11 protein-coding genes and 1 pseudogene are annotated in these 14,830 nt (G+C 40.7%); 7 read left to right on the top strand and 5 right to left on the bottom strand.

Annotated elements, in window-relative coordinates; genetic code table 11:
• Positions 1-131 precede the first annotated feature (131 nt).
• Positions 132-301 (bottom strand): annotated as a pseudogene (locus FTU70_RS03435) (secretion protein HlyD); the annotation flags it as partial.
• Positions 302-544: 243 nt separating this feature from the next.
• Between FTU70_RS03435 and FTU70_RS03440 the strand changes: the two are divergent.
• Entirely contained in the window at positions 545-1,195 is a 651-nt protein-coding gene (locus tag FTU70_RS03440; protein ID WP_004974358.1) for a response regulator transcription factor, read from the top strand.
• A 985-nt stretch (positions 1,196-2,180) separates the two neighbouring features.
• On the opposite strand, the gene FTU70_RS03445 is transcribed toward FTU70_RS03440, so the two are convergent.
• The gene (locus tag FTU70_RS03445; protein WP_180060023.1) at positions 2,181-2,855 is read right to left on the bottom strand and encodes a hypothetical protein; all 675 of its coding nucleotides are present in this window, start codon (positions 2,853-2,855) and stop codon (positions 2,181-2,183) included.
• 293 nt (positions 2,856-3,148) lie between these two features.
• Here FTU70_RS03445 and FTU70_RS14315 point away from each other — a divergent pair, with 293 nt between their 5' ends.
• Positions 3,149-3,634, top strand: coding sequence for a hypothetical protein (locus FTU70_RS14315; protein ID WP_257222534.1), 486 nt, complete (start codon positions 3,149-3,151; stop codon positions 3,632-3,634).
• A 582-nt stretch (positions 3,635-4,216) separates the two neighbouring features.
• On the opposite strand, the gene FTU70_RS03455 is transcribed toward FTU70_RS14315, so the two are convergent.
• From FTU70_RS03455 to FTU70_RS03465, 3 genes are read right to left on the bottom strand one after another with little or no spacing between them, the layout of a single operon-like run.
• The gene (locus tag FTU70_RS03455) at positions 4,217-4,405 is read right to left on the bottom strand and encodes a hypothetical protein (protein ID WP_180060025.1); all 189 of its coding nucleotides are present in this window, start codon (positions 4,403-4,405) and stop codon (positions 4,217-4,219) included.
• Positions 4,402-4,710, bottom strand: coding sequence for a hypothetical protein (locus FTU70_RS03460; RefSeq protein WP_180060027.1), 309 nt, complete (start codon positions 4,708-4,710; stop codon positions 4,402-4,404). The genes FTU70_RS03455 and FTU70_RS03460 overlap by 4 nt, the downstream gene beginning before the upstream one ends.
• Before the next feature lie 2 nt (positions 4,711-4,712).
• Entirely contained in the window at positions 4,713-5,042 is a 330-nt protein-coding gene (locus FTU70_RS03465) for a hypothetical protein (RefSeq protein ID WP_180060029.1), read from the bottom strand.
• 1,136 nt (positions 5,043-6,178) lie between these two features.
• Between FTU70_RS03465 and FTU70_RS03470 the strand changes: the two genes are divergently transcribed.
• The 5 genes from FTU70_RS03470 (at position 6,179) to FTU70_RS14320 (ending at position 14,694) form a co-directional block, all read left to right on the top strand.
• Positions 6,179-6,481, top strand: a complete 303-nt coding sequence (locus FTU70_RS03470; RefSeq protein WP_180060031.1) for a hypothetical protein — start codon at positions 6,179-6,181, stop codon at positions 6,479-6,481.
• Positions 6,482-6,484: 3 nt separating this feature from the next.
• Positions 6,485-6,952 (top strand): hypothetical protein, encoded by a 468-nt coding sequence (locus FTU70_RS03475; RefSeq protein ID WP_180060034.1) that lies wholly within the window; start codon positions 6,485-6,487, stop codon positions 6,950-6,952.
• A gap of 209 nt (positions 6,953-7,161) precedes the next feature.
• Positions 7,162-9,084, top strand: a complete 1,923-nt coding sequence (locus FTU70_RS03480) for a hypothetical protein (protein ID WP_257222535.1) — start codon at positions 7,162-7,164, stop codon at positions 9,082-9,084.
• Positions 9,085-9,091: 7 nt separating this feature from the next.
• On the top strand, positions 9,092-11,728 hold the full coding sequence (locus tag FTU70_RS03485) for a hypothetical protein (protein ID WP_180060038.1): 2,637 nt from the start codon (positions 9,092-9,094) through the stop codon (positions 11,726-11,728).
• A complete protein-coding gene (locus FTU70_RS14320) occupies positions 11,725-14,694 on the top strand; it encodes a hypothetical protein (protein ID WP_373685306.1) in 2,970 nt (989 codons plus the stop codon). The genes FTU70_RS03485 and FTU70_RS14320 overlap by 4 nt, the downstream gene beginning before the upstream one ends.
• Positions 14,695-14,830 lie beyond the last annotated feature (136 nt).

A 14,830-nucleotide genomic window follows, 5' to 3' on the forward strand; every position in this document is an offset into this window, starting at 1 on the left:
ATAAAACTGTAGAGGGCATAGGATATTATCGCCCTCATTCTCGCCTTCACTTGAGCCCAGTTGGGTTTTGGGAGAAGGCAAGAATCAGAGATGAGATAATTCATTAAATTCAGGTATAAGAGAATTTCTGTTTAGCGCTCACGTAAGGCTTCTTTGGCTTTGTTGAATGGTTTGATCAGATAATCCAACACCGTTTTTTCACCCGTTTTAATATCGACTGTTGCGACCATGCCCGGGGTATATCAAACGCTTGTCCTGCTTTGTTGCTGAGTTTGTCTGAATCGGTACGGATATAAACCCTTATCTTGGGATATTTTCTATTTCATATTACATCTTGTTTTGAGCGTTTTGGTTGTAAAATAAAACTGATTAAAAAATCCACAAAATGATCAACCTTTTTGACTGAGCGCTGAAAACATAAAAAATAAACGCTTTTCTGTGATTAATTGCACAATAAATGCAAAAAAGTCATGTCTTGCATATCCTTAATTGTCTTTGTGTGGTTAGAATATAACAACTGTGCCCAAGATCTCTCACGTCTGTTATGAATATATTAATCGTTGATGATCATCCGCTGTTTCGCCATGCCTTAATTCAGGCGGTTCGTTATAGCTTACCGCAAGCTCAAATTCATGAAACTGCTGCAGTTAATGAATTGTACGAACGTTTGGAAAATGGACCTGAGCCTGATCTTGTTTTATTGGACTTGAATTTACCAGGGGCATCGGGCTTTTCTGCATTGGTGCATGTGCGTGCGCAATATCCATCTATCCCAATTATTGTGGTGTCCGCTCACGAAGAAGCATCGATTATTCAACGTTCAATTGCGCATGGGGCGATGGGTTATATCCCAAAATCGGCACATCCGAGCCATATTGGTGAAGCAATTCGTCAAGTTTTAGAAGGTGAGATTTGGTTGCCGCCAAACTTGGCTGCGAATGTTAACTTTGACCCTCGCGCTGCAGATGAAACAGCTTTGGCTGAACGTATTCAGTCTTTAACACCACAGCAATTCCGTGTATTGATGATGGTGGCAGAAGGTTTGTTGAATAAGCAAATTGCCTATGAATTAGATGTTTCTGAAGCGACGATTAAAGCGCATGTGACCGCAATTTTCCGTAAATTGGGTGTGCAAAATCGTACTCAGGCGGTATTGGCAATCAATGCGTTAAATATTGAAGAAAAGAAAATGTAAGATGTGACTGATCTGTAAAAGATGAGTTTAAAACCGCTGTGTTGATCTGGAAGATTGAGCAGCGGTTTTTTTATTGGGTGGGTGGTTGGCTGATTATGACCTTTTTAAAAAGCTAATTCGCTTTAGGATGTGACATTTAGCGTTCAGGTTGTTGATGTGCTTAAAACCTAAAAGGAATATTGTCTTATTCCTTTAGCTGTATGGCATAAACATATTCAGGCTTTCATGTCGATAAAACTGACAAAAATCGACATGAGAGAGTTGTCATGTCGATGACATAAACATATTCAGGTTGTCATGTCGATAAAATGGGTAAAAATCAACGTGAGCTGAATAGCTATCAGTCTAATGCAGGCGATATGCTTCTTTCAGATTCTTAGGCTTTGATTGTATCTGTACCCATAAATCCAATAGTGTGAAGTTGTCCGCAGCGGGAAAACCCGCCACTAATAAGAAATACATAGAAGGACGAATATATTTTAATAGTAATAGATGAATGGTGATTTGAATAAATCATACCTAAGTGAGTAGGGGGCTTCCCCCTATATGGGTTCAACTTTTAGAATTCACGATAACCAAGCCCGCCAGCCGTGATATGTGCTAGATTTCGATCATAGGTAATTATTTGGCTTTCTTTTCCGATGGTTTTATTTTTCTGACTTGAGCATCTGTAAGCATTGCAATGATTCCACAGAATTGGGGGTATAGTTTTGGGGGTAATTTATTATACCCCTAGTTATAACCCCAACTAGATCATGCTTGCAATAGATAAAGTGGATTGCATTAAACATAAAAAAGGCCTAAACCCTTTAGATTCAAGCCCTTAAAACTACGGGATAATACCGTAAACAACTAATTTGGCGGGAAAGAGGGAATGAAAGAGTTTATTTAAATTGTTGTATTTAAATGAAAATTCACTCCAAATATTCTCTTTATACCAGTAAAAATACCAACAAAAAACAAAAGTATTCCTAAAATTACTCTCTTATTGGTAGATTTTTATAGGACCATACATACCAGTATTAATTAATGACTCCCAGATTTTTTTTATGCCTTGTCCAGTCTCTTGGTTCACAAATAGTGATGAGCGTTTTCCATGGGGCTTCCCTAAAAAGTTTGACCGCATAGATTCCCAAGTTTCAGCAACCTCGGCTGTTTGCCACATTGGTAACTCATTTTCTAATAGTAGGGGAATAGCAATTGATAACGGTATTGAGCGATCTGAGGCGAGAGGCCTTGTCCATCTGCAACGAACTACAACTGGAGTAGCTTGAGATGAATATAATTTCACGTCTAAACGTTCAGCTGTAATTTCAGCTGCAGGGTTATTTGTCAGAGCATTTACTGAATCTATTACTTTTTGTCCATCATCATATGGACAAGTTATGAAGCCATGTGCAAATGCTATCGTATGATCAAGACCTTGGTAACCACAGTCTTTGTTTGGAAAAATGCAATCATAGTCCTTACGTTTGTCACTAACTAGAGGGTGCCAGGTAGGATATGTATAAATTACTGGTCCCAATTGATCCATAAGATCACTAAGAGCAGATTTACTTTTTTCAAATTCATCAGGACTTAAATCTGTAAGGCGAGATAATAAATACTGTTCTGCATGTTCTCGGCCTTCTTTAATTTCTTCATCTGCACGAAATGCCATTGGCTATTCTCCACATGTTTTGTTCTTGTCATGCATAAAATATGCATTTTATGCATAGAAGTCAATTTATATGTTTTGGGGGTGGCATGGTGATGTTTTGAAGCTGTCATTGTCTCTGCTTACGTTGCTGCAGAAATTTGCTAATTTGTTCCAGCGTTTCAGCCTTTTGAGGCAGATATAAATTAAATGCCGGTATCTGTGCACCCCATGCCATCTTTAACGCCGTACAAAAGGTATTTAATCAATGGCTGGGAAGTTTTGAACAGGTCGGAGATTATGAGAATCGGGAAATTGTGACCCATGTTAAGGCATTCTTTGAGGCGAATGAATCAAGCCGTTTTGAAGCTATTACACCCGATCCCGATCATATCGAGCGTATCAATAACCGTGTCGGCTACTGGAAAATAGAGAACGGCGAAAAGATATTTTATGTATTGCCTGAGCAGTTTAAAAATGAAGTCTGCAAAGGCTATGACAGTCGCAAAGCAGCAAGGGCCTTGCTAGCTTACAACCTGCTTGAGCATGACACAGGCAAGACCAGCAAGACAGCGAGAATCCCATCACGGAAAAACGCAGTAAAGGTTTACGCCGTATTTGACGAATACCCATTTCGTACAGCTAAAACCTATTCGAATTTAGTTATTTTTAGCTATAAGCACACGTTTAGTTACCAATGGAAAGACCATCAAAAATATATAGTTAGGTTTCCCCAAAAAAGAGAAAACCCATTTCATCAAGGTACATCAAGGAAAGACCCCCTATTCTCCACATCAATGTAAAGAATCCCCCCTTATTTTTTGTGTTACATCACCCCATCAATACCACAATCAAACACAGTCATATCAGGGTTTATCGGTGTTTTAAGAAAAACTTATTTCGTATCAGTACGTATCACAAATATTAGATTTAATTGGGTTCTAATTTCAAGTTTTATCAAGTTCAAAAGTTAAGTTTTGTTAGGTTCAAATACTGACTATCACCTACTTCCAAATAACAGGTTTTGACAGGTTTAGTCGTTGGTTTTTTATTGGGTTTTGACAGGTTTATATTTCTATTTTTATGGATAGACCCCAAAATTATAACCACATACCAAATGTCCGTACTTTTGATCATTTTATATACGTTGACTATGTTACTACATCAAAAAAATGCTCTTACCACATCAAAACTTGTATATCTGATTTCCTGTTACCACATCAAACCGCCGTACCTAGTGCCATGTTTCAATCAAGTAAAAAAAATAATTTAATGCTCATAGTTCTGGGTCAATCAACCAAGTCGGATTGATCATGTATAAATAATTATTGAGAGCGTAAATCGTGGCATAAGACCATGTAAATTTTAGGCATTAAAAAAGCCCACTATTGTGAGCTTTCATTTTTCTTCATATCTTCATCTAACTGACCTTTGACCCATCCACTAAAATCTTCCATTTCATTGGCGTGGTCCAGTAGATCGGCTTCGTGTGGATTAGCGATATTGAAGCTGACCAGCTTTTGTTTCCGCTTTTTCTCATAGCGTTCTCTGCGCTTATCGTTAGGGTTATTCATACACCAGCCTTTTGGATACTGGATTTCCATTCCTTTTCCAGTCTTTCCGCATCATTGGCATGATACTCATGACGTAACTCAGCAAGGTACTCATACATATCAATGTGATGAATTAGCTCAGTGAAATGGTACTGGCTAATATTCTTCCCTTCTTCAGCAAGTTTATTCAACTTTCTAACTTCAGCGCGAATATGAGAGATGGCCGTATTCATCCAGTTCATATCGTGAGCAGCAAGTGAAACGGCGTCATGCATCTCTGAAACATCATAAATTTTCGGTAGTGAGTTATTAATTTGATTAGACATGATTAAGCCTCCATAGCTTTTAATGATGCGATACGCTGTTTATGTTTTTTCTGCCAGATGGCCCAAAACTTGTTAGGGGTTTCTTTCATTGCACCATCAACATGCAACATCCCTTCAATACGTGAAAACTCACGGTCAGGATATTTAGCCTGCATCATGTCTTTGAACTCTTTGGCTTCTTCAAATGAGTAGAAAGGCGCATTCCAATTCCCAACTGGATACACCTCACCACCATCAACACAGACAGCGAAGTAGTGGCAATATCTAGTTTCTTTAAGCACTGCATTAAGCCAGGCTTTAGATTGCTCATTTAATTGGATTTGATTTGTCATGGTGCACCCCCTAGTAGATTATTTGTTCATTATGTCGTATATACGACATTATAGCAAGAGGGAATTACACACCTTTAAAGGTTGGGTTTTGTGGGGTTGTGAACTCAGGATTTACGCCGTTTGCAATGTTAAGTTTTGATAAGTCCGAGCAGTAAACGGAAAGTAGTATTTTGTAGTAGTACGGACCGTAATCGGACCGTCCTGATTTCAAGTTTTATCAAGTTATCAATGTCAGGTTTTGTCAGGTTCAAACCATAACATTTGATAACAGGCAGCACCGCAAAATATGCCGTAATGGTGCCGTAATGATTTCAGGTTCAACCTTAGGATTACTTAGGATTTATGCAGTCTATAACCATAGGTTTTGATAGGTTCTGACTAACATTTACTAACATGCGCAGCGTTTTGGATGTCAACAATTGTTAACAGTGCAGCAGAAAAACATGCCGTAATCATGCCGTAATGAAAGTGAGGTTTTGTGAGGTTCAAAGCGTTTGAGCATCTTTGAATATTAGGTTTAATTAGGTTCCGCATCATGACGGCGCAGAATTGCGCTCGTTAAACTGTGGCTTCCCTTGGTGATGATGAACTACGAAAGTTTCCTAGTCCTCAACATTTCCAAAATAGATGTGGAATTGTAATGTACCCAATATTGGTATCATTCCGAAAACGGTAATATTCCCAATTTTGGGATTTTGAATGTACCCGTTTTTGGGATTTTGAATGTACCCGTTTTTGGGATGCAGAACCTATCAATGAATCTACCATTGAACCGATCATCTCTTTTGGAGAGCTGTTCAAGTTTTTAGGTGTATTTTCAAGAATACTTATAATTAAAGGTTGGAACCAATCTAGCTTATGTGTCAATTTTGCACTGGCTTGAGCTGTACGAGATTTAAATTATAAAAATGACCAAACATACACAATTAATTCTTTCAGGTCTTAAAACGCAAGCTATGGCGTTTAACAAACTTCTCATACCTCATCAATTTTAGCTTGGGTGCTTACACTGTTTTGGATTGAAAAAATATAGGATTTCATGGTCTCCCTCGCGCGCGCGCGCGTTTTGTCAAAAATACCCATTTTTTAGATGCTTACATTACGCCGTAATAAGAAAAAAATACGTGGAGATAAGTATGGGGATTTATATTGAGCTTAATAATTTCGAAGTATCTAAAAGATTAATTTTTTTAAAAACAGAAATCTGGTACGGCGCACCAAATTATTTGGAGATGATTAGGGAGTTGAAAGAGCATCATGAAATGACGAATGAAAAAATTGCTTTTTTGCTTCCAGTTTCAGGTCCATCAACGGTAAATGATTGGGAGTTTGGCAGCACGCCAAATTATGAAGCAGGCGAAGCATTTATTGATTTGTGGAAAGCTTTTACTGAAAAAACAGATCAGGACATCCCTCGAATTAATCACTGGAGAATATGATTGATGACTAAGCAGCCAGCGTATAGACCTTTAGATTGTGATGATATGGAGCGATCGATTCAGCTCTGCAATGGAATTGAATATTTAATTGACGAATTCCAAAGAGCAATTAATGGTAAAGAGCCCAACCAGTTATATGAATCTAGCTATCAAATGCAATTGCTGAAGATTGCTGATAATTTGGAGGAGTTGATTTATCGGCTAACATATTTGGCGAATAAAAATAATAAGGCATTTTACTTTACTCATTTATACGCAATTCTTAAAAGTTTAAGCTGCACACCAAATACATTAATTATTACGGCGTACCATTTAGATCCCAAGCATGAATTCAAGCGATTACTTAACCGGAATACGTTTGATTTTGAAGTAAAACAAATTGTTAAAAAGATTCAGTTTATAAAACCTGTGCTTCAATCACTTTCTGTTGGACGTAAGTCTGGTGTCAGAAATATTTCTCACTATGTTTAATAAAATTTGGCCATACGAAAAAGGAGCAATTTGTGCTCCTTTTTTTACATCTAAATACACCCATTTTTTGAGGGCTGATGCCGTTCTAAATTGACTCTATTAAATAGATTTAGAAGGGTCGATAAATGGCTAAAATCCCAATGGGTAATTTTGGTAATGCGATGCCACAAACTGGTCGCATCCAAATGCCTCAAGATCAATCTGGTCAGATGGTCGCAGGCGCACTACAGAATGTCTCCCAGGTTGCAGCGCAATATGCTGCACAACAGCAACAAGAGCAGGACAAAAAAGCTAAAGCTGATTTTGCATTACAATCCTCTAAGGTTGGAGCGGACATTAGTGTGGTCGATGATGATCTTTTGCTTAAAATGCAAAGTGGTGCGATTTCCTATGATGACGCCGTAGTTCAACGCCAAAAGAGTTTAGAAACAATCAAGGGCCAGTACAAAGACCTAATACCTAAACAGTTTGAGCAGAACTTTAATAATTATTTTGAGCAGCATTCTTACCAGAGTGCATCGAAGTATTTGCCGATCGCACAGAAGTCCGAGCAGCAGCAGGCAATTGTAAAGTTAAAGGATATGAGAGAGAACTATCTCAAGAATCCTAATGCTTCAGAACAAGAAGTCTGGGGTGGTTTGTCCCTGTATGCACAGTCCAAAAATTTACCTTTAGCTCATGTCCAGGACACTTTTAATGAGTATAAAAATAATCGCGCTGGCAATGATGTATCCACATTTTATTTAGGAAATAAGTCAGATAACGAAAAGCTAAATGAACTATCCACTCCTGAAGCTGTAATAGCAAAATATCCTAATCTGACACAAGAACAGGCTGTTTATTGGAGTGGTCGAGTTTTAGGGCAAATTGATCAGAATCAAAGAGCGGTTGTCTTACAACAAAAGCAGTTAGAAAATGATGCCAAAGATGCTGTTAATGAGATGAAGGCGGACATCGAGACTGGGTTAATTCCAAGTGAAGACGTCATCAAATCTCGTTTGGCACGTGTTAAAGGTACAGAAAGAGAGTCTGAGTTTATTCAGTACAGCGGTGCTTTGGTTGAAGTACAACAGTTCATGCGCTTAGGTCCAGATGATCGTGAAGCCTACCTTAGTAAAAAGCGCTCAGAAGCTCAAAATACGGCGCAAGATAATGCTAAAGATGTGAGCTGGAAGTTAAACCTTCTGTCTAAAACGCATGAAAATATGCTGGGCTATGAGAAAAATAACTCAGCCTTAGCTTATTCGATCAAGACTGGTCAAGATCTAACTGTAGTACCTACTCATGCAATTCTCAGTGGCAACCCTGAAGCTATTGCAGCTCTATCCAAGAACATCAAATCTATTCATGCGAACAATATATTGAACGGGACTGTAGGGTCTTTAAATCCATTCACTACCCAGCAGCAAGCTGAACTAAAACAATTCTGGGAAAAAGCTAGACCAGGGGATAAGTTGAGTTTGCTAACCAGTCTTTACAAATCCAGTGCGGGTAATGCCAATGCATCCAGAGATATGATTAGTAGCATTGCTGGCGAAAGCGGTGCATATCGATTATCTGCTTCACTTAATAATCGTGGCTTGCAAGATATTGCTGGGCAGATTATTACTGGGCAGGATCTATTGGATAAGAACTTGGTAAAAGTTGATGACAATGCCCTAAGAACCTATACCGCAACCTACTTAGCTGGCATCACTTCACCAGGTAAACCAGACTTTCAGATTTATTTGGAGTCAGTCAAAGCTAACTATGCTTATTTGGTTCAAAAGTCCGAGAAAGTAGCCGATTCAAAGGGAAGTATATTAAATAAAACCATAGATGAGGATTTGTTCAATAAAGCAATTCTAAATGTAACTGGTGGCAAGTTCACTTCAGGGGGATTTTTCGGAAGTAAATCGGTAGTACTGCGGCCTCATACCGTTAGTGAAAAGGCTTTTCGTGAGCAGCTGGAAAGCTTTAACTCTCGCAATGCCCGTAACTATGGCGGATCTGATAAAGACTTCTTCTTGGATCTGCCTTTAGAACAAGACCCTAAAAATCCATACGTCTATTACTTCAAGAATGGTACCAAGTACATCATGGATGCCACCGATAAGAAGCGTCAAACACGTTTAACATTTAAAGTGAGATGAGGTAAAGATGGATTTTTTAGCAGATGATGAATTAACGTTAAATCAAGAAGATCCTCGTTTTAAACCTAAAAGTGAACGCGGTGGATTTAGCGACGGCGTATTAGGCGTCGTATCTGGTGTAGCAATGGGGACCGTTGAGGCAGCCACCGCACCAGATTCCTTGATACGTGGTGATAAGAAAGCAGCAGCTCTAAGAGCGCAAAACCTTGAGATTTTTAAACCTGATGACTTGGGGGGAGTCGGTGAGTTTACTTATGGGCTTACTAAAGACTTTACCCGTATTGGATGGAACGCCGTCACTACTTTGGGGACTGGCGGTGTACCAGGCTTAGTTTTGAACTCTGGGCTATTTGGGTACCAGACCTTTGAAGCGGAGAAGTCAGACTTACTGAATAAAGGGGCAGATATACAAACAGCTCGCACCGGTGGTGCAGTTAAAGGGGTTGCAGATGCTTTGGGTTTTGCTATTCCTACCCATGGTGTGTCTAAGTCTGTAATTGCTGACGCCGTAGCTACTACCGCACTGGCTACTGCAGCGGGTTCAGCCGGTGACTATATCGAAGGTTCATATTTAGAGAACAATGAAAATAAGAAGGTCGCTCAATACGGCGAAGCATTAAAGGAAAATGCATTAAGTCCGTCCACATTGGCAGCAAACGGCGGGATGGCCTTACTACTCAACTTATGGGCGAATAAAGGGCGATTACGGCCAGAGCAGATTAAAGACCATAGTAATGTAGATACCATGAATGATGCAGCTCATATTCAGGCCAACATAGAGCATGCAGAAGGTACGAATCCATTTAGCCCAACTAATGCAAAAGAGGCCAATTCACACTTTGATGCATTGGATAGTGCAATGGAGAGTGCATTGAATGATGAGTTGGTTAGCTTAAAAGCACCAGTGAGCGGAACACCCAAAGCAACCGTAACCAGTACACCAGTGGTACCAATAACAGGTACACCGAAAGCTATTGTAAGACCAAGCGCTATCAATACTGATGAGCATAAAGCGCCAGTAATAGCGGAGCTTTTGACTAACCCTGTATTTGATAAAAAACCGTGGACAAAAACGATTGTCCAGGAAGCCTCTAAACGGGGTATCAATCCAGTGGATGCCTTAATCATTTCCCATTTGGAAACTGGTGGCACCTTCAGCACTTCAATCCAGCCAAAGGACAGAAACGGTAAGTTACTATCGTCAGCTACCGGCTTATTCCAGACTTTGGATAGCACCTTTGCCCGTATGGGAGGTAAGAACAAGTTTGATGGCAATGATCAAATTAAAGCGGGCCTGAACTACTACGAGCACAATGCCAAGGTTTTCCGCAGCCACTTTAATCGAGATCCGAATGGCCTAGAACTTTACTATCTGCATTTCTTTGGTGAAGGTGGTGGACCAGTCTTTTTGAAAGCCAAAGATAATGAGCTGTTTGTCGATGTGGCCACACGCTGGAGTAAAGGCAATCAGAAAAAGACTGCAAGACAGATTGCAGAAGGTATCACTTCAAGTCATCAATTCAATGGTATGACCGTAGGACAAGTAAAGGCCAAATACGAAAAGCGCTGGAACGAAATCGCAAGTCTTTATAGTGATGTTAGTCCAGATGCTTCAGCAAGATCTACTGAAGTCCGAGGGAGCGAATCAGAGTTCCCGCAGTTTGAGTCTGATATAACTGCGCCTCCTGCTTACAAGTCACAATCTGATGCTGAAATTGAAGCAATGCCTTTTGTACTCAGCGCAGATGAGCATAGTGTGAAGTCACTCCAGGAGGAGTTTGAAGCCCTATCTTCTCCATTGACCAAGGAGGATCTGGAATACCTCAAGGCTACGGCGCATTATCAGTATTCTGAAGGTGGTGCTTATCGAACGCCGTATGTTGAACCTCAAGTCGATTTATCTGGGCCTGGTAATAGTGCTAACCGTAATTTGGATGTATTGGACTCGGATCTTTACCAGCTTGAGCCAGAGCAACAACGGGTTATGGTTGCTGATCCAGAATCGAATACTTTAGATATCAATAATGCCAGAACATCAGATTCAAATATTCAGCAACAAAACTCAATTGTTGCCGGAGTAGATAACTGGACGCCGACCAGATCGCAAAACTACCTTAAGCGAGAGCGGTCAACGGATGATGGCGGAGTCATTCAAGAGCTACACAATAAGACCTCTAATACGACCTTCCAGCGCCAGATTAATCAGGATGGCACCATTAGCCCGGTAAAGGCTACACGTAATGGAAATGATCTATTTGCCCATCCTGCTAATGGTAAAGCCGATAGTCCTGAATTAACTGCAGTGCAGCATAAAGCTACCCAGGCATTAGAACGGGAGTTCTGGAAGCCTGGTAAGTCCAAGGTTGATGGTGCACCGGACTTAACCAAGTCTAGCAAAGGTGAATACGGTGCATTCACTGACACGGCAGATGGTAGGGAAGCGGTTTCAATTCTGGAAGCAGATCCCGATATGGAGGTGACCTTTACGCGCCTGGATGAAAACGGGAATGAAGAAATTGTGACGATGTCATCCCGAGATCTATTGGACTATGTCAAAGAGCAAGAAGAAATCGCAAAAGATGAAATTCAGGCAGTGAAAGCATTGGCAAGCTGCGCATTAAGATTTGGGAGTGAAGCAGCATGAGAGCTGAATGTAGAGAACAAGTTGCAAAGGCATTAGGTAAAAGAAAATTAAGTGCAGCTGATAGTAATCGTATTTCATCACTGTATATCCGGGCACAAAATACTCTGGCCAGAACAGATCCTGATTGGATGTTTAAAAGTCCTGCTGAACGTGCTGAAGCGATTGCGCAGAAAACTGCTACGGATCTCGCCGTCCAGATCGCTAAGAACAATCAGAACATTGCCCGGGATGCCATCATCAAGGCCCAGCTACAGAACGAAATCTATAACCATCCTAAATTAAACCCGGTCCAAGCTTTAATGCGGAAGATTGCATACTTCTCGGATCAGAGTGGTATCCAGTCTATAGAGAAGCAATCCCAAGCCTTGCACAGTCGCTGGATGTCATTGGTTGCTGATGTGTTTACCAAGACACAGGAACGCTTTGGCATGTCAGTAAACAAGGCCATGACTGATGACATTATCCGGGTCATGTTTGGTGGCAAATCTGATAATCCAGAAATTACGGCGATGGCCAAGGAAGTAAGTGCAGCCCTGGAGGAAATGCGTTTAGCCTTCAACCGGGCTGGTGGGAATATTAAGAAGCTCGATAACTTTGGCTTTATGACATCACATGATCAGAAGAAAGTAGCCCTAACAGATCAATCAGAATGGGTGAACGATGCATTGGCTGGAGTAGATCGTAATCAGTATGTCAAAGAGACTGGTGAGTTGATGGATGAGCTGGAGCTTAAATCCATGCTTGAGGAGATTTATAAAACCATCTCAACCAACGGCGCCAACAAAGACTTACTGATACTGAATAAACAGGCCAAAGCAGGTGCATCACCTGTAGGTGGTCGCTCCAAGATGGCAAATCGTCACCAAGAATCCAGAGCTTTGCATTTCAAAGATGGTGACGCATGGCTGGCATATCAGAAGAAATATGGAACTTATGATGAAGCAGGGTTTCATGAGATTCTGAAAAACCATACTCACCGCATGAGTACAGAAGTGGCCATGATGCAGAACCTTGGGTCCAATCCTCGTCATGCCTTTGAGTCGCTATTGGATGAAGCCAAGATCAAACTGAAAGCAGATCCACAGAATGGCATGAAACATGGTGAGATTGATAAGCAGGCTCATCGGGCCATGTCGATGTATAACACCCTGGATGCCAATACCCGGGCGATTGATTCAACCTTAGGTAACGTTATGGGTGGACTACGTGCCTTAATGGTTGCATCTAAATTAGGTGGTACCACGCTGACGACCTTTGGTGACCATGCCAGTATGAAGAAGGTCGCTAATATGCTGGGTCTGTCCTATACCAAATCGATCCTCCCTGAATACATGAAGCAATTGAAACAGGGTGCCACACGTGATGAAGCATTGCGGTTTGGCCTTGGCATTAACGAAATGGCCGGTTCAATGACTCGTTTTGGTGATGCTGATATTGTCAGCAGTGCTACCAAGTCAGGCCGCTTTAATGCACGTATGCAGGCTTTTGCTGCAACGACTATGAAACTATCAGGACTGAACGCCGTCACTGCAGGAGCGAAACGAGCGCTTAATCTGGTGCATATGAATAAGCTTGCTGAAATGACCCGTAAAACGGATTGGAATGATCTTGGTGCAGATGATCTTAAGATTCTGCAAGGGAATGGTATTACTGAACGTGATTGGCAATTATGGCAGCAGCTGGAGCCAAGTAAACGTGAAGATGGGACGGCGGTACTCACTCAAAATGATTTCTTTAGTGCTCCTGATGATGTATTTATTAACTTTGCATCACCAGAATTAAAAGCTCTTAAAGATGAAATTGATGCTCAGATTTTGGAATTAAATGATCGTAATGCTATTGATGACCTACGCATTAAAAACCGAGAAAAAAAGTTAGATGATATTAAGCGCAGCTTGTCACAGCGATTATTAGATTATGCAAACAGGAAAGATGCCCAAGCTCAAGCTGAAAAGCAGGCATTGCAGGATCGTATTGATCTTATTGATGCTCAAAAAGAGGCATCCGCAGCACAAGCAGACTTAAATACTTATATTCGTACGATTGAAAATCAGGAAGATCTGAAAGGTTTTATTGATGGCATCACCCAGGGTAAAACCATCGATAATCTGACGGATAAGGCGAAGAAGTTAGGGCGAACACTTGAAAGCCTAGACAACAAGGTTGTAACAAAAACAACCAGGCTGAACGATAAGATCAAGACTTTTGAGAAAGAGATTCAGGGTAAGTTTTCCGACTTTACCGAATTGCTGAATAGCAAAACAAAACTACCAAAAGACAAATTGATTGAGTATGAGGGGAAACTTTCTGAGCGTTTGAATCAGTATGCTTCACGCCGCGATGTGAAGGTGCAAAAAGAACTAGATGCACTAAACGAACTTAAAGAGCTGGTCGCATTAAAGCAAGAGCGCCTTGATACTGAGTTTGAAATTAGCAAAGCTCAAGAGCAAACGCGTATTAAACAAAAGACAGATCAAAAGATCGATTCATCTATATCGCGAAATTCCCGAAGAAATTACAAGAGTGGTGAGGATCTTGGTTATCGCCTTGGTAATGCTGAGCGAAGAATGACAGAGCTTCGTACGAAAATGCGAAGTACTGACAGTAGTGCGAATAAGGCAGTTACTCAGAAATACAAAGAACTTGATAAGCGTGTAAATACCTTAGATGCAGAGTTTATTGAATACCAGACTAAGGTTGCTGAGCGCCAGGAAAAACGTCAGCATGTTATGGATCGCCTCAACAACTCAATTACACCAAGACAGAAAGAGTTATTAGCGGATGCTCGTTATAAGGCTGCAATGAAGTATCAGACTCATATCTTCAATGAGGAGTCAGTCGCTATTATTGAAGCAGGTGTACGTGAGCGCAGCATCATTAACTTGGGCGAAGCTGGTACCATCCAAGGGGAATTAGGCCGAACCTTATTTCAGTTCAAAGGCTTCCCATTGGCTTATATGTTCTGAACCGTACCAGGTTTGTCGGAGACCAACTTTCTTGAGAGAATGTTCCAATGACAAAACCAAAATATACCCCTGAAATCAGAGAAAGAGCGGTTCAATTATTGATTGAATCTGAAAAAGATTATCCTTCTACTTGGGC

Source organism: Acinetobacter sp. YH12135, assembly GCF_013418565.1.
Taxonomy (GTDB): Bacteria; Pseudomonadota; Gammaproteobacteria; order Pseudomonadales; family Moraxellaceae; genus Acinetobacter; species Acinetobacter towneri.